Source organism: Mesorhizobium sp. M0633, from assembly GCF_040320645.1.
In the GTDB taxonomy this organism is placed as follows: domain Bacteria; phylum Pseudomonadota; class Alphaproteobacteria; order Rhizobiales; family Rhizobiaceae; genus Mesorhizobium.
Genome location: NZ_JAMYQC010000004.1, coordinates 110,019 through 131,994, shown reverse-complemented (window position 1 = coordinate 131,994; position 21,976 = coordinate 110,019). Strand labels below are relative to the sequence as shown.

22 protein-coding genes are annotated in these 21,976 nt (G+C 63.4%); 12 read left to right on the top strand and 10 right to left on the bottom strand.

Annotated elements, in window-relative coordinates; translation table 11 throughout:
* Window positions 1–4: 4 nt before the first annotated feature.
* The 3 genes from cdd to deoA are packed head-to-tail and all read left to right on the top strand — an operon-like array spanning window position 5 to window position 2,531.
* Complete coding sequence (gene cdd / locus NKI47_RS05685) at window positions 5–397, top strand: cytidine deaminase (RefSeq protein ID WP_292657331.1); 393 nt, start codon at window positions 5–7, stop codon at window positions 395–397.
* Window positions 394–1,212 carry a purine-nucleoside phosphorylase gene (locus NKI47_RS05680; protein ID WP_352588272.1) on the top strand — a complete coding sequence of 273 codons (819 nt, stop codon included), beginning with the start codon at window positions 394–396 and terminating at the stop codon, window positions 1,210–1,212. The genes cdd and NKI47_RS05680 overlap by 4 nt, the downstream gene beginning before the upstream one ends.
* Window positions 1,212–2,531, top strand: coding sequence for a thymidine phosphorylase (gene deoA / locus NKI47_RS05675; protein WP_352588269.1), 1,320 nt, complete (start codon window positions 1,212–1,214; stop codon window positions 2,529–2,531). Before NKI47_RS05680 ends, deoA begins: the two co-directional genes overlap by 1 nt.
* Before the next feature lie 111 nt (window positions 2,532–2,642).
* On the opposite strand, the gene NKI47_RS05670 is transcribed toward deoA, so the two are convergent.
* The 3 genes from NKI47_RS05670 to NKI47_RS05660 all read right to left on the bottom strand — a co-directional run bounded on the left by NKI47_RS05670 (window position 2,643) and on the right by NKI47_RS05660 (window position 5,049).
* Entirely contained in the window at window positions 2,643–3,203 is a 561-nt protein-coding gene (locus NKI47_RS05670) for a TIGR02281 family clan AA aspartic protease (RefSeq protein ID WP_352588266.1), read from the bottom strand.
* Between the two features lie 100 nt (window positions 3,204–3,303).
* Window positions 3,304–3,933, bottom strand: coding sequence for a uracil phosphoribosyltransferase (gene upp, locus NKI47_RS05665; RefSeq protein ID WP_023675320.1), 630 nt, complete (start codon window positions 3,931–3,933; stop codon window positions 3,304–3,306).
* A 141-nt stretch (window positions 3,934–4,074) separates the two neighbouring features.
* Complete coding sequence (locus NKI47_RS05660) at window positions 4,075–5,049, bottom strand: adenosine deaminase (protein WP_352588263.1); 975 nt, start codon at window positions 5,047–5,049, stop codon at window positions 4,075–4,077.
* Between the two features lie 167 nt (window positions 5,050–5,216).
* On the opposite strand from NKI47_RS05660, the gene ubiE reads away from it, so the two are divergent.
* The 3 genes from ubiE (at window position 5,217) to coaBC (ending at window position 9,161) form a co-directional block, all read left to right on the top strand.
* A complete protein-coding gene (gene ubiE, locus NKI47_RS05655) occupies window positions 5,217–5,993 on the top strand; it encodes a bifunctional demethylmenaquinone methyltransferase/2-methoxy-6-polyprenyl-1,4-benzoquinol methylase UbiE (protein ID WP_352588260.1) in 777 nt (258 codons plus the stop codon).
* Window positions 5,994–6,063: 70 nt separating this feature from the next.
* Entirely contained in the window at window positions 6,064–7,638 is a 1,575-nt protein-coding gene (gene ubiB, locus NKI47_RS05650; protein WP_352588257.1) for a 2-polyprenylphenol 6-hydroxylase, read from the top strand.
* A 65-nt stretch (window positions 7,639–7,703) separates the two neighbouring features.
* Window positions 7,704–9,161, top strand: coding sequence for a bifunctional phosphopantothenoylcysteine decarboxylase/phosphopantothenate--cysteine ligase CoaBC (coaBC, locus tag NKI47_RS05645; RefSeq protein ID WP_352588254.1), 1,458 nt, complete (start codon window positions 7,704–7,706; stop codon window positions 9,159–9,161).
* Here coaBC and NKI47_RS05640 read toward each other — a convergent pair.
* Entirely contained in the window at window positions 9,158–10,609 is a 1,452-nt protein-coding gene (locus tag NKI47_RS05640; RefSeq protein WP_352588252.1) for an MFS transporter, read from the bottom strand. The genes coaBC and NKI47_RS05640 overlap by 4 nt on opposite strands.
* A 1,067-nt stretch (window positions 10,610–11,676) precedes the next feature.
* Here NKI47_RS05640 and NKI47_RS05635 point away from each other — a divergent pair.
* The 3 genes from NKI47_RS05635 to NKI47_RS05625 are packed head-to-tail and all read left to right on the top strand — an operon-like array spanning window position 11,677 to window position 15,163.
* Window positions 11,677–13,191, top strand: coding sequence for an efflux RND transporter periplasmic adaptor subunit (locus NKI47_RS05635; RefSeq protein WP_352588249.1), 1,515 nt, complete (start codon window positions 11,677–11,679; stop codon window positions 13,189–13,191).
* A 12-nt stretch (window positions 13,192–13,203) separates the two neighbouring features.
* Window positions 13,204–13,947, top strand: coding sequence for an ABC transporter ATP-binding protein (locus tag NKI47_RS05630; protein WP_352588246.1), 744 nt, complete (start codon window positions 13,204–13,206; stop codon window positions 13,945–13,947).
* Window positions 13,937–15,163 carry an ABC transporter permease gene (locus NKI47_RS05625; protein ID WP_352588243.1) on the top strand — a complete coding sequence of 409 codons (1,227 nt, stop codon included), beginning with the start codon at window positions 13,937–13,939 and terminating at the stop codon, window positions 15,161–15,163. The genes NKI47_RS05630 and NKI47_RS05625 overlap by 11 nt, the downstream gene beginning before the upstream one ends.
* Window positions 15,164–15,310: 147 nt before the next feature.
* Here NKI47_RS05625 and NKI47_RS05620 read toward each other — a convergent pair whose 3' ends face one another.
* From NKI47_RS05620 to NKI47_RS05600, 5 genes are all read right to left on the bottom strand, one after another.
* Complete coding sequence (locus tag NKI47_RS05620; RefSeq protein WP_352588240.1) at window positions 15,311–15,784, bottom strand: DUF992 domain-containing protein; 474 nt, start codon at window positions 15,782–15,784, stop codon at window positions 15,311–15,313.
* A 136-nt stretch (window positions 15,785–15,920) separates the two neighbouring features.
* A complete protein-coding gene (locus tag NKI47_RS05615; protein ID WP_352588237.1) occupies window positions 15,921–16,766 on the bottom strand; it encodes a tetratricopeptide repeat protein in 846 nt (281 codons plus the stop codon).
* A gap of 161 nt (window positions 16,767–16,927) precedes the next feature.
* Window positions 16,928–17,200 (bottom strand): 30S ribosomal protein S21, encoded by a 273-nt coding sequence (gene rpsU, locus NKI47_RS05610; protein WP_023675331.1) that lies wholly within the window; start codon window positions 17,198–17,200, stop codon window positions 16,928–16,930.
* A 263-nt stretch (window positions 17,201–17,463) separates the two neighbouring features.
* Entirely contained in the window at window positions 17,464–17,850 is a 387-nt protein-coding gene (locus NKI47_RS05605) for an SET domain-containing protein (protein ID WP_352454023.1), read from the bottom strand.
* A 129-nt stretch (window positions 17,851–17,979) separates the two neighbouring features.
* On the bottom strand, window positions 17,980–18,738 hold the full coding sequence (locus tag NKI47_RS05600) for an SDR family oxidoreductase (protein WP_352588234.1): 759 nt from the start codon (window positions 18,736–18,738) through the stop codon (window positions 17,980–17,982).
* A 196-nt stretch (window positions 18,739–18,934) separates the two neighbouring features.
* Here NKI47_RS05600 and NKI47_RS05595 point away from each other — a divergent pair, with 196 nt between their 5' ends.
* Window positions 18,935–19,675, top strand: coding sequence for a hypothetical protein (locus NKI47_RS05595; protein ID WP_352588231.1), 741 nt, complete (start codon window positions 18,935–18,937; stop codon window positions 19,673–19,675).
* A gap of 46 nt (window positions 19,676–19,721) precedes the next feature.
* Here NKI47_RS05595 and NKI47_RS05590 read toward each other — a convergent pair whose 3' ends face one another.
* A complete protein-coding gene (locus NKI47_RS05590; RefSeq protein ID WP_352588229.1) occupies window positions 19,722–20,096 on the bottom strand; it encodes a YrdB family protein in 375 nt (124 codons plus the stop codon).
* A gap of 200 nt (window positions 20,097–20,296) precedes the next feature.
* Between NKI47_RS05590 and NKI47_RS05585 the strand changes: the two genes are divergently transcribed.
* Both NKI47_RS05585 and NKI47_RS05580 read left to right on the top strand, forming a co-directional pair.
* Window positions 20,297–21,550, top strand: a complete 1,254-nt coding sequence (locus tag NKI47_RS05585) for a sarcosine oxidase subunit beta (protein WP_352588227.1) — start codon at window positions 20,297–20,299, stop codon at window positions 21,548–21,550.
* Window positions 21,550–21,972, top strand: a complete 423-nt coding sequence (locus NKI47_RS05580; protein WP_352588224.1) for a hypothetical protein — start codon at window positions 21,550–21,552, stop codon at window positions 21,970–21,972. The genes NKI47_RS05585 and NKI47_RS05580 overlap by 1 nt, the downstream gene beginning before the upstream one ends.
* The last annotated feature ends 4 nt before the right edge of the window (window positions 21,973–21,976 follow it).

Genomic DNA, 21,976 nt, shown 5'->3' with positions numbered 1-21,976 from the left:
TATCATGGCTCATGATCTGTTCGAAGCGGCGAAAGCCGCCATGGCCAAGGCCTATGCGCCCTATTCGAAATTTCCGGTCGGCGCGGCGTTGCGCACCGAGGACGGCCGTGTCTTTGCCGGCGCCAATGTCGAGATCGCGTCCTATCCGGAGGGCTGGTGCGCCGAAACCACCGCACTTGCCAACTACATCATGGGCGGCGGCGGCAAGATCACTGAAATCGCCGTGATCGCCGAACGCGTGGCAAAATGCTCGCCCTGCGGCGGCTGCCGGCAGCGGCTGGCGGAATTCTGCCGGCCGGAGACGAAGTTCTATCTCTGCGATGATAGCGGCGTGGTTGAGACCGTGACCATGGGCGAGTTGCTGCCATACGGGTTTGAAGGCGATGTGCTGAAATGAAGGAAGCGCTCGATCACCTCGTCGAAAGGCTGGACGGGCTGGCGCCGACCACCGCCTTGGTGCTGGGGTCAGGGCTTGGCGGGCTTGTCGACCAGGTCGAGGATGCGGTGCGCATCTCCTACGCCGACTTGCCGGGGTTTCCCCGAAGCGGCGTCAGCGGCCATGCCGGCGAGGTGGTGGCCGGGCTCTTTGCCGGCACGCCGGTGCTGATGCTGTCCGGCCGGGCGCATTATTACGAGCACGGCAACGCGGCGGCGATGCGGCCGGCACTCGAGGTGCTCGCCGGCCTCGGCATCTCCGGGCTGATCCTCACCAACGCCGCCGGTTCGGTCGATCCCGGGATGGGCCCGGGCTCTGTGATGCTGATCACCGACCACATCAATTTCTCGGGCTCCAACCCGCTGATCGGCGAACCGAGCGACCGCCGTTTCGTCGGCCTGACCGAAGCCTACGACGCCGGTCTCCGCTCCGCCATCGAGCAGGCGGCGAAGGCCACCGGTACCACGCTGCACAAGGGCGTCTATATGTGGTTCTCCGGCCCATGCTTCGAGACGCCCGCCGAGATCCGCATGGCGCGCGTCATGGGCGCCAACGCGGTCGGCATGTCGACGGTGCCGGAGGTCATTCTCGCCCGCTTTCTTGGGCTGCGCGTCGCCGCGTGTTCGGTCGTGACCAACCTTGCCGCCGGCATGACCGGAGCCGAGCTGTCGCACCAGGAGACCAAGGACATGGCGCCGGTCGGCGGCGCGCGGCTGGCGACCATTCTGCAGCGTGTTTTTCAGGACGGGCTTCCGGAGCACAGGGTCGACGCCTGATGCTTCCCCAGGAAATCATCCGCCGCAAGCGCGACGGCCAGAAGCTCTCGGCTGAGGAGACAGCGTTCTTCATCGAGGGTCTGACCGCCGGCACAGTCACCGACGCGCAGGTCGGCGCCTTTGCCATGGCGGTGTTCTTCAACGGCATGAGCCGCGACGAGGCGGTGGCGCTGACTATGGCGATGCGCGATTCCGGCGATGTGCTCGACTGGTCGGATCTGCCCGGCCCGGTCACCGACAAGCATTCGACGGGCGGCGTCGGCGACAATGTCTCCTTGATGCTGGCGCCGATCGTCGCTGCCTGCGGCGCCTATGTGCCGATGATTTCCGGCAGGGGTCTGGGCCATACCGGGGGCACACTGGACAAGATGGATGCGATCCCCGGCTATATCAGCCAGCCGGATGTTGCGCGGTTCCGCAAGACCGTGCTCGAAACCGGCTGCGCCATCATCGGCCAGACCGCCGATCTGGCACCCGCCGACGCCAGGCTCTACGCGATCCGCGATGTGACGGGAACGGTCGAATCGGTGCCGCTGATCACCGCCTCGGTCCTGTCGAAGAAGCTGGCCGCCGGCCTCAATTCGCTGGTGCTTGACGTCAAGGTCGGCAACGGCGCCTTCATGGAGAAATCGCGCGACGCAACCGCACTGGCCAACAGCCTGGTCGACATCGCCAATGGCGCCGGCCTTAAGGCCTCGGCGCTGGTGACCGGCATGAACGAGCCGCTGGCGTCCGCCGCCGGCAATGCGGTCGAGGTGCGCAACGCCGTCGATTTTCTCACCGGCCGCTTTCGCGACCGGCGGCTGGAGGACGTGACGCTGGCGCTGGCCGCCGAGATGCTGCAATCGGCAGGCCTTGTGTCGTCCAACCAGGACGGCCTGCGCCGCGCCGCCGAAACGCTGGCCGGCGGCCGCGCCGCTTCCATCTTCGCGCGCATGGTGGCGGCACTGGGTGGTCCCGTCGACTTTGTCGACAATCCGGAAAAATATTTGCCGAAAGCGGCAACGGAATTCGCGGTCAAGGCGAGCGCGAACGGCTTTGTCACCGGCATCGCGACCCGCGAGATCGGGCTTGCCGTAGTCGGGCTTGGCGGCGGGCGGACGCGGCCCGACGACAGGATCGATCACGCCGTCGGCATCACCAGGCTGTTGCCGGTCGGCGCTGAAGTGCGGACCGGCGAAGCGCTGGCGCTGGTCCATGCCCGCAATACCGGGGATGCCGAAGCGGCCGCGGCCGCCGTGCTTTCGGCCTATACGATCGGCACTTCCAAACCGGCCACGGAGAAAACCGTCATCCGGCGGATCCTGCCGCGCGGGTAGAGCCATTCCGACGGTATCGGATGGGCTCTATCTTTCTTTGGACCACGATCTTGTCCGAAGACCGGTCCCCAAACTTTTCGCTGGCGCGGACCTGCGGTTCGGGATCACGTTCTACTGAACCAGCAGCAGCGTGCCGTCTTCGACCTGGTATTTTTCGAGCCGCTGCAGAAAGCTCATGCCGATCAGGTTGGTGTGCAGCGCCCTGTCGTCGAGCACGACGGCCTCGACGCCCTCGACGGTGATCCTGCCGATCTGCAGGCGATCAATCGTCACCACGGCGGCCTTGATCGCCCCATTGGCGGTGTTGACCTGATGGCTGAAGTCCGTCGAATTGAGCGAGATGCCGATCCTGCGCGCGGTCGAGGTGTTGATGGCGACGAGCGTGGCACCGGTATCGATCATGCCGTCGATCTGGCGGCCGTTCAACTTGAACACCGACATGAAATGCCCGCGCGCGTCCGCGGTGACGACGACCTTGCGGCCGAGCGGCTGCGGCGTTGTGGGCCTGTCCGGGACGGCGGCGAGATTCAGGTCGGTTTGTCTGTCAGCCGGCCTGGCACCGATGGCGGATTTCAACAGCCGCTCGATTACCTGTGAATTGGACTGATACACGATCGGCAGCGATGCCGACGTTCCGGCAAACACGCCAAGGATGAGGAGCTTGCGCAGCATGGACCGGCCTTTGTGGTTGCCGATCCTTAGTCCGACATGGTGATTGCCGCTTTAACGAGTGCGGAAACCAGCCGTTTGCGTAAACAATCGGTAAACGGATCTATTTGGTGCCGTACATGCGGTCGCCGGCATCGCCGAGACCCGGCATGATGTAGCCCTTTTCGTTGAGCTGGCGGTCGATGGAAGCGGTGAAGACCGGAACATCGGGATGCGCCTGGGTAAACCGCTCGAGGCCCTCTGGTGCCGCCAACAGGCAGAGGAAGCGGATGTTGGTGGCACCGCGGCCTTTCAGCTTGTCTATCGCCGCGATCGCCGAATTGGCGGTCGCCAGCATCGGATCGACGACGATCACCAGCCGGTCGGCGAGGTCGCCCGGCGCCTTGAAGAAATACTCGACCGCTTCCAGCGTCTCATGGTCGCGATAGAGGCCGATATGGGCGACACGCGCCGCCGGCACCAGATCGAGCAGGCCTTCGAGCAAGCCGTTGCCGGCGCGCAGCACCGAGGCGAAGACCAGTTTTTTGCCCTCCAGCGTCGGCGCCTCCATCGTCTCGATCGGCGTCTCGATCGTAGTCGTCGTCAGTTCCAGGTTGCGGGTGACCTCGTAGCCGAGCAGCAGCGAGATCTCGCGCAGCAGCCGCCGGAAGCCGGCCGTCGAAGTTTCCTTCTTGCGCATGATGGTCAGCTTGTGCTGGACAAGCGGATGGTCGACGACGGTAACGCCCTTCATGGTGTTCTCCAACTGCGCAGGTGAATAGTGGATGGTGAATGGTGAATAGTGAATAGTGAACTGGTTTGCGAGTCCTTGGTTGCGCGGAAAACTCGCGGTTGACGAACCGAAGCGCCGGGTTCACCATTCACCATTCACCATTCACCTGCCCTTGGCGCCGAGCCTGCCCAGCAGCACCGCCCTGGTCTTCCTGTCGACGAAGGCTGCCTCGATGGCCGTCCTGGTGACGGCGGTGAGCGCCTTGTCGTCCATCGCAAAATGCTCGGCAGCGATGTCGTATTCGCGTTTCAGCGAGGTCCAGAAATAGGGGGGGTCATCGGAGTTGAGCGTCACCTTGCAGCCCGCCGCCTTCAAGGCGGGAAAGGGATGGTCAGCGAAGCTGTCAAAGATTTTCAGGGCGATGTTGGAGCCGGGGCAGCATTCGAGCACGACGCCTTCGTCGGCGATGCGCCGCACAAGCTCGGGGTTCTCGATGGCGCGCACGCCATGGCCGATGCGAGACGGGCGGATGTGGTCGAGTGCCGCCTCGACGCTCTCCCAGCCCATCAATTCGCCGGCATGGACGGTGATGCCGAGGCCGGCCTCGCGGGCGATCTCGAAGGCCCTGACATAATCTTCCAGGTCGCCTATCCGCTCGTCGCCGGCGACGCCGAAACCGGTGACCAGCGGATGCCCGCAGCGGGCGGCGAAACGCGCCGCCCGCTCGATCGATTCGACACCGAAATTGCGCACGCCGGTGACGATCATGCGGCCTTCGATGCCGGTCTTCGCCTTGGCGCGGGCCATGCCTTCGCCGAGCGCGTCGGTATAGGCCTTCGGCGACAGCCCGGCCTTGCTGGCATGGTCGGGCGAGGTGAAAACCTCGGAATAGATGGCGCCGTCGCGGGCGAGGCTGGTCAGGTAATGGTCGGCCAGCCGCGCATAGTCTTCTTCGGTGCGGAACAGGTCCGACGAGAAGTCGTAGGCGGCGAGGAAAGAGGTGAAGTCGTGCCAGACGAAGGAGCCGTCCTGGATGTAGGGGGAGGCATCCTTGCCGTATTTCTCAGCCTGGCGGAGGACGAGTTCAGGCGCCGCTGCCCCTTCGATGTGGCAGTGCAGTTCTGCTTTCAAAGGCATTCAATTATCCCGTCAGGCTTTTTCTTATGACGCAGGTTCCTGTCGGAAAACCGTGTGACACTTTTCCGGAACCTGCTTCGAAGCGCGGCCGAACACCGCGCCTTAAACAATAGCGCCCGCACCATCGATCGGCTATGGTCCCGCCGATTTTATGGCGGATCAAAACGATGTCGGTTGAAAGAACCACGGCTGCGGGCGGCATGGAAACCTCCTATGGTTTCAGACGGGTAGGGCCAGGCGACAAGCAGTCCCTGGTCAATGACGTTTTCCACAAGGTGGCGAACCGCTACGACCTGATGAACGACCTGATGTCGGCCGGGTTGCATCGGTTGTGGAAGGACGCCATGGTCGCCTGGCTCAATCCACCGAAGCGGCCGGGCTGGAGCGTTCTCGACGTTGCCGGCGGCACCGGCGATGTCGCCTTCCGCATCGTCGAGGCGAGCGGCAGGCACGCTCATGCAACGGTTCTCGATATCAACGGCTCGATGCTCGCCGTCGGCCGCGACCGGGCCGAGAAAAAAGGCCTGTCGGCAAATACCGATTTCGTCGAAGCCAATGCCGAGGAACTGCCTTTTGCCGACGCCACTTTCGACGCCTACACCATCGCTTTCGGCATCCGCAACGTGCCGCGCATCGATGTGGCGCTTGCCGAAGCCTATCGCGTGCTGAAGCCTGGCGGGCGCTTTCTCTGCCTTGAATTCTCCGAGGTCGAGATGCCGCTGCTCGACAAGGTCTATGAGGCATGGTCGTTCAACGCCATTCCGCGGATCGGCAAGGTGGTGACCGGTGATGGCGAGCCCTATTCCTATCTGGTCGAATCGATCCGCAAGTTTCCCAATCAGCAGAATTTCGCGGCGATGATTTCGCGCGCGGGCTTCGAGCGCGCCTCGTTCCGCAATTATTCCGGCGGCATCGCCGCGCTCCACTCGGGCTGGAAGCTTTGAGGCTGGCCCGTATCTTTCGTACTCAATGTGCTCTTCGCCGGTCTAGGAAATCGGCGAGGCAAAGCCAGCCATGAGCAGCATCGGCGCTGGTTTCAGGCTCGTACGGGCCGGCTGGGTGCTGGTCCGCGAGGGTGTCATCGCGGCTTTGCCCGGTGACGAGCTCTTCGGCTTGCCGAAATTCGGCTGGCGCATGGCCCGGCTGTTCACCCGCCGTCGCGCGCTTGCCTATGAGCGCGGCGACAGGCTGGCCAAGGCGGTCGTGCGGCTCGGCCCGTCCTACGTCAAGCTCGGCCAGTTCCTGGCGACACGGCCGGATGTCGTCGGAAACGATATCGCGTTTGATCTCGCCATGCTGCAGGACAAGATGCAGACGTTTCCGAAGGCCGAGGCTGTCGCCGCGATAGAGGCCTCGCTCGGACGCAAGGTCGACGAGCTCTATGTCAGTTTTGGCGAGGCCGTCGCCGCCGCCTCTATCGCCCAGGTTCATACCGCCGAAGCCCTGCAGGACGGCGTCATTACCCGGGTAGCAGTAAAGGTCATCCGGCCGGGCGTGCGCCGCCGGTTCTTTCGCGATCTCGAGAGCTATTTCCTCGCCGCCCGGCTGCAGGAAAAATACATCCCGTCGTCGCGCCGGCTGCGGCCGGTCGAGGTGACCGAGACACTGGCCCAGACGACCAAAATCGAAATGGATTTGAGGCTGGAGGCGGCGGCTTTTTCGGAGCTCGGCGAGAATACCAAGGACGATCCCGGCTTCCGTGTGCCGTCGGTCGACTGGGAGCGCACCGGTCGTGACGTGCTGACCATGGAATGGGTCGACGGCATCAAGATGAACGATATTGCCGGCCTAGCCGCCGCCGGCCACGACCTGAAGGCGATTGCCGCCAACCTCGTTCAGTCGTTTCTGCGCCATACGCTGCGTGACGGTTTCTTCCACGCCGACATGCACCCGGGCAACCTGTTTATAGAAGCCGACGGCACCATCGTCGCCGTCGATCTCGGCATTGCCGGCCGGCTCGGCAGGAAGGAGCGCCGGTTCCTCGCCGAAATCCTCTACGGCTTCATCACGCGCGATTACCAGCGCGTCGCCGAAGTTCATTTCGAGGCCGGCTACGTGCCGCGCCAGCACAATGTCGCGGCTTTCGCCCAGGCGATCCGGGCAATCGGCGAACCGATCCACGGCCAGCCGGCCGAGACCATCTCGATGGCCAAGCTGTTGACGCTGCTGTTCGAGGTGACCGACCTCTTCGACATGGCGACGCGGTCCGAGCTGGTGCTGCTGCAGAAGACCATGGTCGTTGTCGAAGGCGTCGCCCGCACCCTCGACCCGGCCTTCAACATGTGGAAGACGTCGGAGCCGGTGGTGAGCGGCTGGATTGCCCGCAATCTCGGCCCGCGCGCGCTGCTGGCCGATGCGCGCGACGGTGCCAGCGCGCTGCTGGCGCTGGCCCGCCAGGCACCGGACCTCGCAGCCCGCACCGAGCGGCTGTCGCGTGAGATCGACCTGATGGCCGAACACGGCCTGCGCTTCGACGAAAGGACCGCACGCGCGATCGGCAAGGCCGAGGCGCGCTACACCCGCTCCGGCCGGCTGGCGCTGTGGGTGATCGCATTGACGCTGGTGTATATCGCCTGGCGTATTTTCTAGCGCTTGTTGCAACGTGATTGCATTGCTATCATTGCACTCAGCAATTCCGGGCAAGGTGCAATCAGATGGCCAGCATCACGATCCGCAACCTTGATGACGAGGTCAAGGACCTGCTGCGCCGACTGGCGGCGGAGAATGGCCGGTCGATGGAAGACCAGGCGCGGGTGATGATCCGCACAGCGGTCGAAGGTCAGTTCGGTTCGGCTGGTCGCATCGACCAGATCGAGAAAACACTGCGCGAACTGACGAGTTCGCAGAGTCCAGCAGCGCCGGTGGTCGCCGTCTCCAGCCCGCGAGGCATCCTCTCCGGCAAGCGCATCCTGCTGATCATCGGCGGCGGCATCGCCGCCTACAAGGCGCTCGACCTGATCCGCCGGCTGCGCGAGCGCAGTGCTTCGGTGCGGGTGGTGATGACCGCGGCGGCGCAGGAGTTCGTCACTACGCTGTCGGCCGGGGCGCTGTCCGCCGACCATGTTTTCACCGAACTGTTCGATCGGCAGGACGAGCACGATGTCGGCCATATCAGGCTGTCGCGCGAGGCCGACCTTTTGGTCGTGGCGCCGGCAACCGCCGACCTGATGGCCAAGCTCGCCAACGGTCACGCCAACGACCTTGCCTCGACCGTGCTCGTCGCCACCGACAAGCCAGTGCTGATGGCGCCGGCCATGAACCCGAAAATGTGGGCGCATCCGGCGACCCGCCGCAACCGCGCGACGCTGGGCAAGGACGGCATCAAGTTCGTCGGCCCGGCGAAAGGCGAGATGGCCGAAAGCAACGAGGTGGGCGAGGGCCGCATGGCCGAGCCGCTGGAGATCGTCGCCGCGATCGAGGCGCTGCTCGATATCAGGCCAAAGCCGCTGACGGGCAGGAAGATCATCGTCACTTCCGGACCGACGCATGAAGCGATCGATCCTGTGCGCTACATCGCCAACCGCTCGTCGGGCAAGCAGGGCCACGCCATCGCGGCGGCGCTGGCCAGGCTCGGCGCCGACGTGCGTCTCGTCTCCGGCCCGGTCGGCATTGCCGATCCGGCCGGCGTCGCCACGCTGCACGTCGAAACGGCCGTCGAGATGAAGGACGCCGTCGAGCAGCTGCTGCCGGCCGACGCGGCAGTGTTCGTCGCGGCTGTTGCCGACTGGCGCACTCAAAGTTCGGCCGGGGAAAAGATCAAGAAGATGGCGGGCGAGGGGCCGCCCTCGCTGCAGATGGTGGAAAATCCCGATATTCTTGCCGGTGTCGGGCATCACAAAAAGCGGCCGATGCTGGTGGTCGGTTTCGCTGCGGAGACGCAGGATCTGGTCAGGAATGCCGAGGCCAAGCTCGCAAAAAAGGGTGCCGATCTTATCGTCGCCAATGATGTCTCGCATGAAGATGGTTCCCCGGGCGTGATGGGCGGCGACCGCAACAAGGTGCGGATCGTCTCGAAGGCCGGCGTCGAGGAATGGCCGGAGATGAGCAAAGACGAGGTGGCGACGCGGCTCGCGGCACTGATCGCCGAGCGGCTGAAGACGGTCGTCGTCTAGTCAATCTCCCCCACGAGGGGGGAGATTGGCAGCTTCGCTGGCGGCGCCCCCGAAATCCGCAAAGCGGCAAGGCATCCCAGGATTCCGAGCGGGATAAACGCCAGGAACAGCCAGGCGGCGACATTCGCCGCGGCCTCGCGGTTCAGGCCTTCGGAAAAGCCGCTGGCGTTGGCGACGATGCCGGTCAGTGCCGCACCCACGGCATAGCCGATGCGCTGCATGGTCGGCACGGCGGCCGAGGCGATCGTCTGCTCGCCTTCCTTGGCCGATGCCACGATGACACGCGTGACGAACGGCCAGGCTATGCCGAAGCCGCCGCCTTGCAACAAAGCACAAAACAGGATCAGCGGGATCGAGCCGGCCGGCACCGTATAGGCGAAACCGGCGACGCCCGTGGCGATCATCAGCGCCCCGCCGACGATGATCAGCCGCTCGCGCTCCGGTGGCGCATTGGCGACGAGGATCGACAGGATCGACCAGGCGATCGATTCGGCGGCGATGATGTAGCCGGTGGTCAGGATCGGAATGCCGTGCAGGCTGGTCAGAAGCAGTGGTCCGTAGACCGCGAACGAGCAGGTCGCCACCGAAAACGCCGCGACCATGGTCATGCCCGCGCCGACCGGCGAGCGCCATGAGAACAGCCGCGACGGGAACAGGCGCGAGCGCGGCTTCAGTGCGTCGATATAGATAAACAGCGCCAGGCCGATCAGGCCGAGGGTGAGTAGCAGCGACGAGCGCAGCAGGGCGATGTCGACGCCGGCAGTGGCAATCAGCACGACGCTGCCGGCGAGGCAGCCAAGTGCCGCAAAGGGGAAGGGCGGCGCCGAGCCGCCCTTCGCCTGCCTCGTTGCTTCAGGCGTATCGAGCACGAGGAAGCTTGCCAGCGCCATGGCCGTGCCGCCGAGGGTGAAGACGCCGAAGGCCCAGCGCCAGGACGAGAATTCGGTCATGACCGCGCCGAGCACCGGCCCGCTGAAGGCGGCGACACCCCAGATCGCCGACATGACGCCGAAAAGCTGCGGCCAGATCGCGCGGGCAAACAGCCGCTCGACCGAGACGAAGGCCAGCGACACCAGCGCGCCGCCACCGAGCCCTTCGATCAGGCGGCCGCAGAGGAACAGCGGCATCGAAGGCGCGGTGGCGCAGACCAGCGCGCCGACGGCATAGAGCATTGCGGCGACCATCATGTTGGTACGCAGCGCGACATAGCTCGCCAGCCGTCCGGCGGCCGCACCGGCAACGATGGCGCCGAGCTCGTAGATCGCCAGCGACCAGCCGACCAGTTGCACGCCGGCGAGTTCGCCGACCATGGCCGGCATGACCGTTGCTACCATGGTTTCGTTGGTGGCGTGCAGCAGAATGCCGAGGCCGATAAAGCAGAAGCGCGCCAGGTCGCCGCTCGCCCACAGCGCGCGCCAGTCGACCCTGTTTGTGCTTGTCTTGGTCATCCGGTCCCCCAGGCTTTCTTAGGCGCTGGTCTAAAATATTGGAGCGCTCTTCGTCTCCAAATGGGCACGCGGCGCTTCGGGGATGGCTTGTAAAACCTCAACCGCAGTTGAGTTCAAGCGGTTTTTCCGGTGTGCTGAGATGATGATGTAGGCGGGAAGCCAGGGTGATCGTGCATCTCGGCTCCACGATCAACCCGCTCTGCGGCGCAACTGATACTGGTTGACGCCGATTGCGATGTTCACGCCGTTCTACCAATCGATTTAGCAGCACCTCAACCGACGTATATCCCAGATACTGGTTGCCAGCTTCCGCAAATATGGTTAATATATTAGCAAGAAGAAATATTCCCGCTTACAGTCGTACTGGAGCACGACAATGGGCGCTGCCGATTTGCGCAGGCCAAGTATTGCGGCGATTCTGTGCGCCGCAGAGGGCCCTTCATCCGAAAGAGTCTTGTCACCCGAAAGAGTCTTGGGAGGCCCGGCGGCTTAAAGCCGTTGCTGGCGGCCTCATAACTTCCGCATCCCCCACAGCATAATCGATCGAGCCGAATCGAGGGCTTTGTTGCGCCCTCATGCTGCCGACCAGTGCCAGAGATGGCCTGCGCAGCACACTCTAGCTCTGGCAAAATCGGAGGAGAACATGATTATTGGATGTAGATGTAGTGGTTTAAGGGTGGCCGCGGCTGCGGCTTTCATGGGTGGGGCACTGTTGCTTGGAACAGGCGGAGCGCTAGCGCAGACCTGTCCCGGCGTATCGCAGACACAGTGCGAAGACTTCTGCGCCGCCGGGGGATCCACGGTGGCGTCTTGCACGAAGACCGGCGCCACTCCCGACTGCGTATGCACGGAGACAAAGAAGGATGTGAATGGCAATGCATTCGGCACGGCAACGCAGGATACGGCTGAAGGCCAAGGCAACATTGGCAACAAGACCGAGACGGCCTGCGAGGGTAATCCCGGCCACTGCAAGTAGTAATATCCGAAATTTCGAATAAACATCTATGTATTTGGCTGTTGACGGGTTTATTCTATAGGTTTGTAGAATTCCTCTGCGGCACTGCCAAGTGCAGATTAAAGAGCTGGAAGGGATTACCTTTCCCTTCCGGCTCAGAGGTGGTCAGAACATGATGCGCAGCGTTTTGTTCGTTACGGTAATCCTCGGCGCGGCGGTAACGCCCGGGAGTTCCATGGGACCGACACCATCGGCGACTTCCGGCCAGGTTTTGTCGGCCTTCAATCAGCTCTCAGCTCTCCTCGAGCCGTCCTCGATCCGGCCCGATACCCCCGCCTATCGCACGCAAGCCGTGGAGCGCGGCGATATCGTCACAACGGTGCAGGCGGCTGGCACGCTGAACGCGCTAGTTATGGTGGAAGTCGGTTCTCAGCTCTCGGGTCGGGTGAAGGAACTCTATGTCGACTTCAACTCCAAGGTCACCAAAGGCCAGGTCATAGCCCGGGTTGAGCCGGAGATTTACGAAGCGAGAGTAGCGCAAGCCCTTGCCGAACGGGAGATGGCGCAAACGCAGGTTTCGGTACATCGGGCGCAGATCGAGCGGGCCAGGGCAGAGATGGAGACCGCCGAGGCCAGATATGATTCTGCCGCCGCACAGACTACACGCGCCGAAATCGCGCTCGATGGTGCGGCGCAGGAAGTGAATCGCAAACGTTCCCTGGCTAAGCAGAAGATCATCGCGGTGGGTGAATGGGAGCGGGAGAATACCGCGCATAATTCTGCCAAGGCGCAGGCGACTGCCGCCCAGGCCGAGGAACTGTCGCAATCGGCAGTCGTTCGAGCCGCCAAGGCGACCCTCAACATGGCAGAAGCGGAGCTCGCCAACACGCTTGCCCAGGTGAAGCAGAAGGAAGCGGTGCTTCAGCAGGCCCAAATTGATCTTGACCGCACCTATGTACGCGCGCCGGTCACCGGCACGGTGGTCAATCGCGCCGTCAGTGGCGGTCAGACCCTGGCGGCTAGCCTGCAGACCCCGATACTGTTCACCATAGCTCAAGACCTGACTGAGATGCAGGTGGAAGCTTCCGTGGTGGAAGCCGACATTAGCCGTTTTGCGCTCGGGCAGCCGGTTACTTTCACTGCCGATGCCTATCCCGACCGAATTTTCACCGGCACGGTAAAACAGATACGCAAGGCACCGCAGGTCGTTCAAAACGTCGTCACATACATAGTGGTGGTCGGTACGCAAAATTCCGATGAGCTGCTGTTGCCCGGCATGACCGCCAATCTGAGCGTGGTAATGGCTAAGCGACATGGGGTCTTGAAAGTGCCCAATGCGGCCCTGCGTTTTCGGCCGCCGAGTGATACCGGGGACGAGGCGCGATCGACCGCGCCGGCCATTGCCAAAACGGGCGTAGAGGCGGGAAGCCCGGGCGAGGTATTTGTATTTGGGCCAGACCGCGAGCCGAAGCTTGTTTTGCTCCGGCTTGGAATCACCGACGGTCGTGCAACAGAGGTGCTGGCAGGCGACCTGACTGAGGGGCAGCAGGTCATTACGGGGCTTGCCACTGCTCCGCGTCGGGACGATGACGCGTCTTCCGTCCTGGTCAAGTTCCGGTTGTGGTGAGGTCAGGTATCCATGGCTCTGATTGACGTCGACCGGCTGCGCCATTGCTACCGTGTTGGCGGAGAGCCGGTGTGGGCGCTCGAAGGGGTGACCATGACGATTCAACGAGGCGAATTCGTCGCGGTGATCGGATCTTCAGGATCGGGCAAGTCTACCTTCATGAACATACTGGGCTGCCTCGACAGTCCGAGTGAAGGCCGCTATCGGCTGAACGGGGTAAACGTCGGTGGACTCCATCACGATGAACTCGCTGCGATCCGCAATAGGAACATCGGTTTCGTGTTTCAGTCGTTCAATCTGCTGCCGCGGGCCAGCGCACTAGAAAATGTGGAACTGCCGCTTGTCTATCGCCGCATGTGGGCTGGTGAGCGGCGGCGCGCAGCGCTGGCGATGCTGGCCAAGGTAGGGCTCGCCGATCGGGCCAGACATACTCCTGCCGAACTCTCGGGCGGACAACAGCAGCGCGTTGCCATTGCCCGCGCCCTGGTGACGGAGCCTTTACTTTTACTGGCCGATGAACCCACTGGTGCGCTCGACAGCCAGACAGGGCTGGAGATCATGGCAATTTTCCGCCGACTCAATGGAGAGGGCCTGACCATTGTGCTGGTCACCCATGAGGCTGAGATAGCTGCCCATACGGATCGCATTGTAGCCTTTCGAGACGGCCGCGTTCTGTCAGACACCCCTGTCATACAGCAGGTCCGACCTTTGGATGACACTCGCCGTCTAGCGCTGGCGTACAACAATGTCCGGTAGCACAAGAACCGCCCTGCGATCATTACGCTCCCATCATATGCGCAGCGCGCTCACCATGTTGGGCATCATCATCGGTGTGGCCGCTGTCGTGGTGATGATCGCGATCGGGGTTGGTGCGCGCGAACGGATCACTGCGCAGATCCGCAGCCTCGGCGCCAACCTCATCAGCGTCAGTCCGGGCAGTGCGAAGATGGGCAGCGTGCGGCTTGGGGCCGGTGGCGCGCCGCGGCTGAGTGAAGAGGACGCGGCGGCGATCGGAATGGAAATCCCCGGCGTCGTGGTGGCGGCGCCACTCCTCTACGCCCGCGAGCAGTTCACGATCGGCTCCGCCAATTGGCAAGGCGTGCTTCGCGGCGTGACGCCGGAATATTTCTCAGCGCGCGAGTGGAGGGTTATTGCCGGGCAGGAGATGACCCCGGAGGACAACAACCGCGTCGCCAACGTGGTGCTCCTCGGAACGACGATGCGGGAGAAGTTGTTCGGAAAAGCCGATCCGCTGGGCGCCGCGATCCGCATCCGCGACGTGCCGTTCACGGTGATCGGACTGCTGGAGCGGAAGGGCCAGAGCGTGTGGGGCGATGATCAGGACGATGTGGCACTTGTGCCGCTGAGGACGGCGCGACGTCAGTTCATTGGCACGAGCCGTGCCAATCCGACCTTCGTACACAACATCACCGTCAAGTTCGCCGATTGGACCTCGGCCGAGGACACGATGGCAGCGATCCGCCAACTCCTGTGGCAGCGTCACCGGTTGCGGACGGGTCAGGAAGACAGCTTCATGGTGAGCAACCTCGCCGAAGCTGCGAATGCCGAAGGTTCGACCACACGCGTGGTGTCGCTGCTGCTTTCGGCGGTGGCCTCAATTTCGCTGGTCGTGGGCGGGATCGGCATCATGAACATCATGCTGGCGACGGTGACGGAGCGGGTCCGCGAGATCGGACTGCGGCTTGCGGTGGGCGCGCGACGGCGAGATATCCTTGCCCAGTTTCTCGTTGAGGCAGCAACGCTTGCCCTGCTCGGGGGTATTCTAGGTGCTGGTATTGGGATTGTTGCTGCAATCGCCGTTGGGTCTATCGCTCAATGGCCGGTGATCATCGATCTCAGCGCCATCCTGCTGGCTATCGGCTTTGCCGCGGCTGTAGGCGTCTTTTTCGGCTACTATCCCGCCCGCAAGGCCGCAAGCCTACAGCCGATCGAAGCGCTGCGCGCAGAATGAGTTTGGCGCCACCGCGCGATCATCGGTCAATTTCGAAGCCGCACGGCGCCCAATCAAAAGGCTGCCACGCGCCGGCGACTACGCGGCGCGGAACCGTCCTATCCCGGCGCATGATGAAAGGCCATGGGCCGTATTTGCCAGAGGCCGCTATTTGAACGAATGGATCAGGTCCAGCGAAGTGACGGCGACCGCCAGGTTGACGCCGGTCTGTGCCTGGACACTGAGCGGCTGCAGCGAAAAGGCGCTGTCGAGGCCGCCGACCAGGAGATTGGCGCCGCCACCGGTGACCACGCTGGCCTCGGCGTTCACGCCATAGTAGCTGCCGGCAAGGTCACCTTCATCGTGGTTGCGGGTCGCCGCCAGAACCGCCCATACCAGCTGGCCCTGATGCGTCCGGCCGACATCGACGCCGAGCTTGGAAATCACCCCTGTATAGACTTCAGAGGGGCCGCCACGATGCGGACGAAAGACACAGGAGACACCCTTGTTGGAGGTGACGAGATAGGCCGTGCCGCCGTCGATGGTGCAGTCGAGCACGCCGAGCTGGAGCCTGCTGGCGCTGGCGGGAGCGGCAACGACGGTCGTGGCGAGAGCAGCGGCACAAGCGAGTTTCTTGATCATGGCAGGGTCCTTTCGAAATTGCCTTGTACAAACGGCTGAGCACGCCGAGCGTTCCGCCGAAAACTTGGCGCCAGCAAAGCGAAGCTAAACGCAGGGTTGTCGGAGTGCGGAAACGGAGGCCCGATTAACCGGCCGCTCAGCCGGCACTGGTGCGGGCCAGGCCGTCCTTGGCCGGCTGGTAGGTCGGATTGAGGTGCACGGCCTCGCGGTAGGATTTCGCGGCCCTGACCTTGTCGCCGCGCCGCTCGTAGATCAACGCCTGATTGGACCAGGCCTCGGCATTCTTGCCGTCGAGCTTGATGGCCACGTTGAAGTCGGCGAAGGCATTGTCCTCGTCGTTCATGGCAAGGTAGGAGAGGCCGCGCCCGTTGTAAGGCTCGGAGGCATCCGGCGCCAGCGAAATGGCGGTCGAGAAATCCTCGATGGCAAAGGCGTGCTGGCCCTGACTCTGATAGATCAGGCCGCGATTGTGATAGGCGCGCGCATCGGTCGTGTCGAGCTGGATGGCTTTCTGGAAATCGTTGAAGGCTTCCTGGACCCGGCCCGCCCTGCGGTAGAGATTGCCGCGGCCGATATAGGCGGCGTCATAGTTGGAATTGATCTGGATCGAGCGGTTGTAGTCGGCAAGCGCGCTTGCCTGATCACCGAGGAAGCGCTGGATGAGCGCCCGGTTGGAATAGGCCTGGTAGAAATTCGGATTGAGCTGGATGGCGGTGTTGAAGTCCTTGAGCGCCGCCTGGTACTGGCCGCCGCGGCCATAGGCCGAGCCGCGCACATTGTAGGCTTCCGGATCCTGGGGGTTGCGCTGGATCACCGCCGACAGTGAGGAGATGTTCTCGGTCGAGGCTTGCGCCTTGTCGATGTTGTTGAACTCGCCGGTCGGAACGCTCTGGCAGCTGGCAAGCGCCATCCCGGAAAGCAGGGCTGCCGTCAGGGCGAGGCCGCGCCACGCGGTTCTGCGCTCTACGGTGATTGCGTCCATGTCTGCCCTGTCCTTACTGCGCCGTCTGGTCCGTTCCCCCTCCGAACCGGCATCTCTCCCAACCGGTCCTCTCGGACCGGGTCGAACTCACAACAAAAAGGTGGCGGCGATTCCGCATCGCGCCACCTTGGATATCCTTGGAAAAGGACGAAAAATTGACGTCAGAACCGCGGCGGACGCGGAGCACCGGCACCGGCAGCACCGGCCGCGACCGGACGCGGCGTCATCGGCAGCAGGCCTTCACGCTGGGCGCGCTTGCGGGCCAGCTTGCGGGCACGGCGCACGGCTTCCGCCTTTTCACGGGCGCGCTTCTCGGAGGGCTTTTCGTAATGTCCGCGCATCTTCATTTCGCGGAAGATGCCTTCGCGCTGCATCTTTTTCTTGAGCGCGCGAAGCGCCTGATCAACATTGTTGTCGCGGACGAGTACCTGCACGTGCAATCCTGTCTTTCGGTTTGAAATCAACAGGCAAGCGGCCATAGCCGCAAGCCTCCGCGGCGCGTTACACCACGAATTGGGGCGGCTGATAGCAGAATCAAGGGGCGCTGTCCACAGCCGATTGAGAGGCGGTGCCGATCCCGAAACGAGAAACCCGCCTCGGCGGCGGGTCTCTGGTGAATCAGCACCATACGCAATTTAGTAGCATAGCTGCCGGCACAAAGCAAGAACAAAATTCGCCTTGGGTCAGATAGGCGCGGCTATGCCGTGGCCAGGTGGAGCTGCTCGAAACCCTCGAAGAACTCGCCGTAGTCGCAGGTTATCTCCTCGCCGGCGGCGATGTCGCGGGTCGCGGTGGCCCCGCCATATTGCGAAAAGTCGGTGTTCGGCTTGTCGGCGTGGTTCATGAAGCGGCCATTGTCGACCTCATAGACCATGAAGCCCGGCCGGTCCGGACTGGGATAGGCATATCTGTCGAGCAATTCCTTGAGGTGCGGCGGCGCCGTCTCGTATCTTTCCATCGGGATCAGCCGGTCGAAGTCCGGATCGAGCCGCCAGATCTGCGCCCCTTTCCGGATCGGCTCGGCGGCGAACACGCCGACGCCTTCGATTGCGCTTGCAGCGATATACGTCCTGATCAGCAGCATGTTTCCAACCCGTTTTCGAGGAGAAGACGGAATCGTCAAATCGCCGGGAAAAGCAAGACCGGTTTTTCCGGCATTGCGGCTGGCGGGCTGACATTGCGGCTGGCGGGCCGACGCCAACCGCGAAACGCTTCACGGGCGGGTGATCGAGACACCGCCGTCGGCGAACAGTGCCGTGCCGGTGGTGAAGCTCGATGCATCGGAAGCCAGGTAAAGCGCCGAGCGGGCGATCTCCTCTGGCTCGGCGACGCGCTTCAAGGCATGCAGGTTTTCGACGAACGCCCGCGATTCAGGTGTGTTGAATGTCGCCGAAGGCGTGTCGGTGCCGCCCGGCAGCAGCGCGTTGACCCGGACGCCCTTGGCGCCAAATTCGGCGGCCAGCACCTGCGTCAATCCGATCAGTCCGGCCTTGCTCGCGGCATAGCTGGTCATGCCGGGCATGCCGAGCGTGTGGCCGACGAAGGTCGAGGTGAAGATCAACGACCCGCCGCCGCGTTCGACCATCGCCGGCACCTGGTATTTCGCGCCGAGAAAGGCGCTGGTCAGATTGGTATCGAGCGTCTCGCGCCAGCCCTTCAGCGACAGCTCAGAAACCGGCCCCATCCTGCCGACCGAGCCGGCATTGTTGAAGGCGATGTCGAGCCCGCCGAATTTCTCGACCGCCAGGTCGACCAGGACTTTCGCGTAGGCTTCGTCGCGGACGTCGCCGGCAAGCGCAATGGCGGTGCCCTCGGCGTCTTCGATTTCGGCAACCAGCGCATCGAGTTCCGCCCGGCGGCGGGCGGCGACGACGAGCCTGGCGCCTTGCTCGGCAAAGAGTTTTGCCGTGGCGCGGCCGATCCCGGAACTGGCGCCGGTGACGATGGCGACCTTGTTGGTGAGTGCGAACATTTTCTGCATCCTTTTTTCGCGCCGGCTCTGGCCGGCAATCGGGATGCTTGGTCGCAAATCGGGGCGGCGCGAGCCACCCGATACCTGCGCTGCCCTCGACAGCCCTTCTTGACGTCCGCTTGCCACCAGGCTACGGATCGTCATCCAAAACTCGCGGGTGGACGCGCCACCCATTCCAATGACCCCCCAAGACATAATGAGCAGGTTGTTGGCCCCCGGCTTCGAGGGCGACAGCGAGTTGACGTCCGCCCTTCAATCGGAATTTGGCAAAGGCTTTCCGATAGAAAATCTCCGGCCGCTGCTGACGTCCGGCAACCTTCATACCCAAGCCGCCGCCGCTTTCTTGGTGGCCGAAGCCAGTCCCAAAACAAGCTACAAGATGAATTGCGTTGTCGCGGAAATAGCCGATCTGCTCGACAGCGAATCTTCGGGCATCCGGTGCGACGCGATCGAGGCGCTTCTAGGGTGCACCACGCCTGCGGACGGCACCATTCTCGGCCGCGTGATGCTGCGGCTGGATGACGAACATGCCGGCGTTCGGTGGAGGGTCGTCCAATTCATCTGCCTTGCACAGCGCTGGCAGCTAAGGCTTGCGGTGGAAAATGCCGCCGCGCTTCGTCTGGACTCAGCTTTCACGACACTGGTCGACGCCTATGGTCACTATGTCATGCCGAGTTCCAAGGACCTGCCACGGTTACTCGAACATCCGGATGCGGTTTTGCGGCGCTTTGCGGCGGCAGTGGCGATCAGGCCACGCGAGGTGATCGTCGAGCGCTTCGTTGCCATGGCGGAGCAGTCGAACGACGCGGAAGTTCGCAAAATCGCGGCCGATTGCCGTGAGGGTTATTTGCGATCGATCTATGCAATCGGGCCGTGCATCGTGAAGCGTGCTCCGGCTGACCCAACGAAAAGCGAAGCTCAGAACAGCGACCAGTGAAAGCACGGCGCAAACGGCAAGCGCCGTCGCAAACGGTGCAAGGCCACTATTGCCTAAGCAGCCAGCCGAGCCGATCGAGCGAAAATGCGTAGCTGACGGCGATCAGCAGGGCGACGGCCATGCCGGCCGTCGTGTAGCCGGCCAGGTGGAATCCGGCAGCGCCGCCGAACAGGATGACGAGTTCGAGCACCAGCCGCAAACCGCCCGGCACCGGAACCGGCGCCCGCCCCGAGCGGCTCGGATCGTTCGGCACCGCGAAGATTCCCCAGAGCGCGGCGGCAACGAACGGCAATGCCACGGCAAGGATCCAGCGCCACATGCCCGCTGAGAGGCTCCAGCCCGCCATGCCGAGGCCGAGCAAAGCGGCGAGCTCCAGCAAGAAGCGCAATGTCAGATTCCACCAGACGTTAGCCACCGCCATAATCCTCCGATCGTCAGGCGACGGATAGCGGTGGAAGGCAATTGCATCAACCTGCCCGGATGCGGCTTTTTCACCACGGCGCAAAACGGCAAGCGCCGTCGCAAACAGTGCAAGGCTGGCAGCACGGTTTCGCTAGTGATACAAGCTCGCGCGCCGGGGCTGGCTGATCTGCCCTGCCGCCATTTGCGAGGCCTGCGACGTTGAAGAAATACTCGGTATTCGCCATCGCCCGCGAGGCCATGCGCGGTCATAGAGGCTGGGAGGAACAGTGGTCCTCGCCGGAGCCGAAGAAGGAGTACGACGTCATCATCGTCGGCGCCGGCGGCCACGGCCTGGCCACAGCCTATTATCTCGCCACCGTGCACGGCATCACCAACGTCGCGGTATTGGAAAAAGGCTGGCTCGGCGGCGGCAATACCGGGCGCAACACCACCATCATCCGCTCGAACTATCTCTACGACGAGAGCGCCGGCATCTACGACCATGCGCTGAAGCTGTGGGACGGGCTCAGCCAGGAGCTCAACTACAACGTCATGTATTCGCCGCGCGGCGTCATGATGCTCGCCCACAACATCCATGACATCCAGGTGCTGAAGCGGCACGTCCACGCCAACCGGCTGAACGGCATCGACAATGAATGGCTGACGCCGGAGCAGGCCAAGGAATTCTGCCCGCCGCTCAACATTTCGCGCGATGCACGCTACCCGGTTATGGGCGCCTCCCTGCAGCGCCGCGGCGGCACGGCGCGCCACGATGCGGTCGCCTGGGGCTATGCGCGCGGCGCCTCGGCGCGTGGCGTCCACATCATCCAGAATTGCGAGGTCACCGGCGTCAAGCGGGCGCCGAACGGCGCGGTAACCGGTGTCGAGACGACGCGCGGCTTCATCGGCGCCAGGAAGGTCGGCGTGGTTGCCGCCGGGCATTCGTCGGTGATCATGAACATGGCCGGCGTGCGCATGCCGCTGGAAAGCTATCCGCTGCAGGCGCTGGTATCGGAGCCGGTCAAGCCGGTGGTGCCTTGCGTGGTGATGTCGAACACGGTGCATGCCTATATCTCACAGTCCGACAAGGGCGAGCTGGTCATCGGCGCCGGCACCGACCAGTATGTCTCCTATTCGCAGACCGGCGGCCTGCACATCCTCCAGCACACACTCGACGCGATCTGCGAGATGTTCCCGATCTTCACCCGTATGAAGATGCTGCGCTCATGGGGCGGCATCGTCGACGTGACGCCGGACCGTTCGCCGATCCTGGCCAAGACGCCGGTGCCCGGCCTCTATGTCAATTGCGGCTGGGGCACAGGCGGCTTCAAGGCGACGCCGGGTTCGGGCCATGTCTTTGCCCATACGATCGCCAGGGACGATCCGCACCCGATCAACGCGCCCTTCACCATCGAGCGCTTCCGCACCGGCCGCCTCATCGACGAGGCGGCGGCGGCAGCGGTGGCGCACTGATGATGACCGAGATGGCCATCGCTATGCCGCTGATGCTCGCCGGCGAGCAAGGCCTGTTCCATATCCCCACGCCAGAGGAGGTGCGCCTGCAGCCCATCAGCCGGGCCGGCAATGAAGCAGATTGGCCGTTTTCCGTCGACGAGGGTGTACTCGCCTGCGCCTGGAGCGCCGGTCAGAGAGTGGTCACCTTTATGGAGAACCGGCCAGCCGATCTCGAGGAAGGCGAAAAATTCGAGCGGCGCTACGTCATCGTGACGACCGAACCGATGACGCTTTCGGTCGGCAATATGGCGTATCGCGACCTTTTCCGCCCGGTAGCCAGCATCGAGGAGCGCATCCGGCTGGTGGCGCCCTTCGTGACGATGGGCCAGAGGCTTTGCGACCAACCTGCCGGCGCTCGCGTCGGCCACGGCGAACTGTAGGACC

Excerpts from the sequence above, each read along its gene's own strand:
- cdd (WP_292657331.1), top strand. The coding sequence starts at position 5 with ATGGCTCATGATCTGTTCGAAGCGGCGAAAGCCGCCATGGCCAAGGCC.
- NKI47_RS05680 (WP_352588272.1), top strand. The coding sequence starts at position 394 with ATGAAGGAAGCGCTCGATCACCTCGTCGAAAGGCTGGACGGGCTGGCG.
- deoA (WP_352588269.1), top strand. The coding sequence starts at position 1,212 with ATGCTTCCCCAGGAAATCATCCGCCGCAAGCGCGACGGCCAGAAGCTC.
- NKI47_RS05670 (WP_352588266.1), bottom strand. The coding sequence starts at position 3,203 with ATGCTGCGCAAGCTCCTCATCCTTGGCGTGTTTGCCGGAACGTCGGCA.
- upp (WP_023675320.1), bottom strand. The coding sequence starts at position 3,933 with ATGAAGGGCGTTACCGTCGTCGACCATCCGCTTGTCCAGCACAAGCTG.
- NKI47_RS05660 (WP_352588263.1), bottom strand. The coding sequence starts at position 5,049 with ATGCCTTTGAAAGCAGAACTGCACTGCCACATCGAAGGGGCAGCGGCG.
- ubiE (WP_352588260.1), top strand. The coding sequence starts at position 5,217 with ATGTCGGTTGAAAGAACCACGGCTGCGGGCGGCATGGAAACCTCCTAT.
- ubiB (WP_352588257.1), top strand. The coding sequence starts at position 6,064 with ATGAGCAGCATCGGCGCTGGTTTCAGGCTCGTACGGGCCGGCTGGGTG.
- coaBC (WP_352588254.1), top strand. The coding sequence starts at position 7,704 with ATGGCCAGCATCACGATCCGCAACCTTGATGACGAGGTCAAGGACCTG.
- NKI47_RS05640 (WP_352588252.1), bottom strand. The coding sequence starts at position 10,609 with ATGACCAAGACAAGCACAAACAGGGTCGACTGGCGCGCGCTGTGGGCG.
- NKI47_RS05630 (WP_352588246.1), top strand. The coding sequence starts at position 13,204 with ATGGCTCTGATTGACGTCGACCGGCTGCGCCATTGCTACCGTGTTGGC.
- NKI47_RS05625 (WP_352588243.1), top strand. The coding sequence starts at position 13,937 with ATGTCCGGTAGCACAAGAACCGCCCTGCGATCATTACGCTCCCATCAT.
- NKI47_RS05620 (WP_352588240.1), bottom strand. The coding sequence starts at position 15,784 with ATGATCAAGAAACTCGCTTGTGCCGCTGCTCTCGCCACGACCGTCGTT.
- NKI47_RS05615 (WP_352588237.1), bottom strand. The coding sequence starts at position 16,766 with ATGGACGCAATCACCGTAGAGCGCAGAACCGCGTGGCGCGGCCTCGCC.
- NKI47_RS05605 (WP_352454023.1), bottom strand. The coding sequence starts at position 17,850 with ATGCTGCTGATCAGGACGTATATCGCTGCAAGCGCAATCGAAGGCGTC.
- NKI47_RS05600 (WP_352588234.1), bottom strand. The coding sequence starts at position 18,738 with ATGTTCGCACTCACCAACAAGGTCGCCATCGTCACCGGCGCCAGTTCC.
- NKI47_RS05595 (WP_352588231.1), top strand. The coding sequence starts at position 18,935 with ATGAGCAGGTTGTTGGCCCCCGGCTTCGAGGGCGACAGCGAGTTGACG.
- NKI47_RS05590 (WP_352588229.1), bottom strand. The coding sequence starts at position 20,096 with ATGGCGGTGGCTAACGTCTGGTGGAATCTGACATTGCGCTTCTTGCTG.
- NKI47_RS05580 (WP_352588224.1), top strand. The coding sequence starts at position 21,550 with ATGATGACCGAGATGGCCATCGCTATGCCGCTGATGCTCGCCGGCGAG.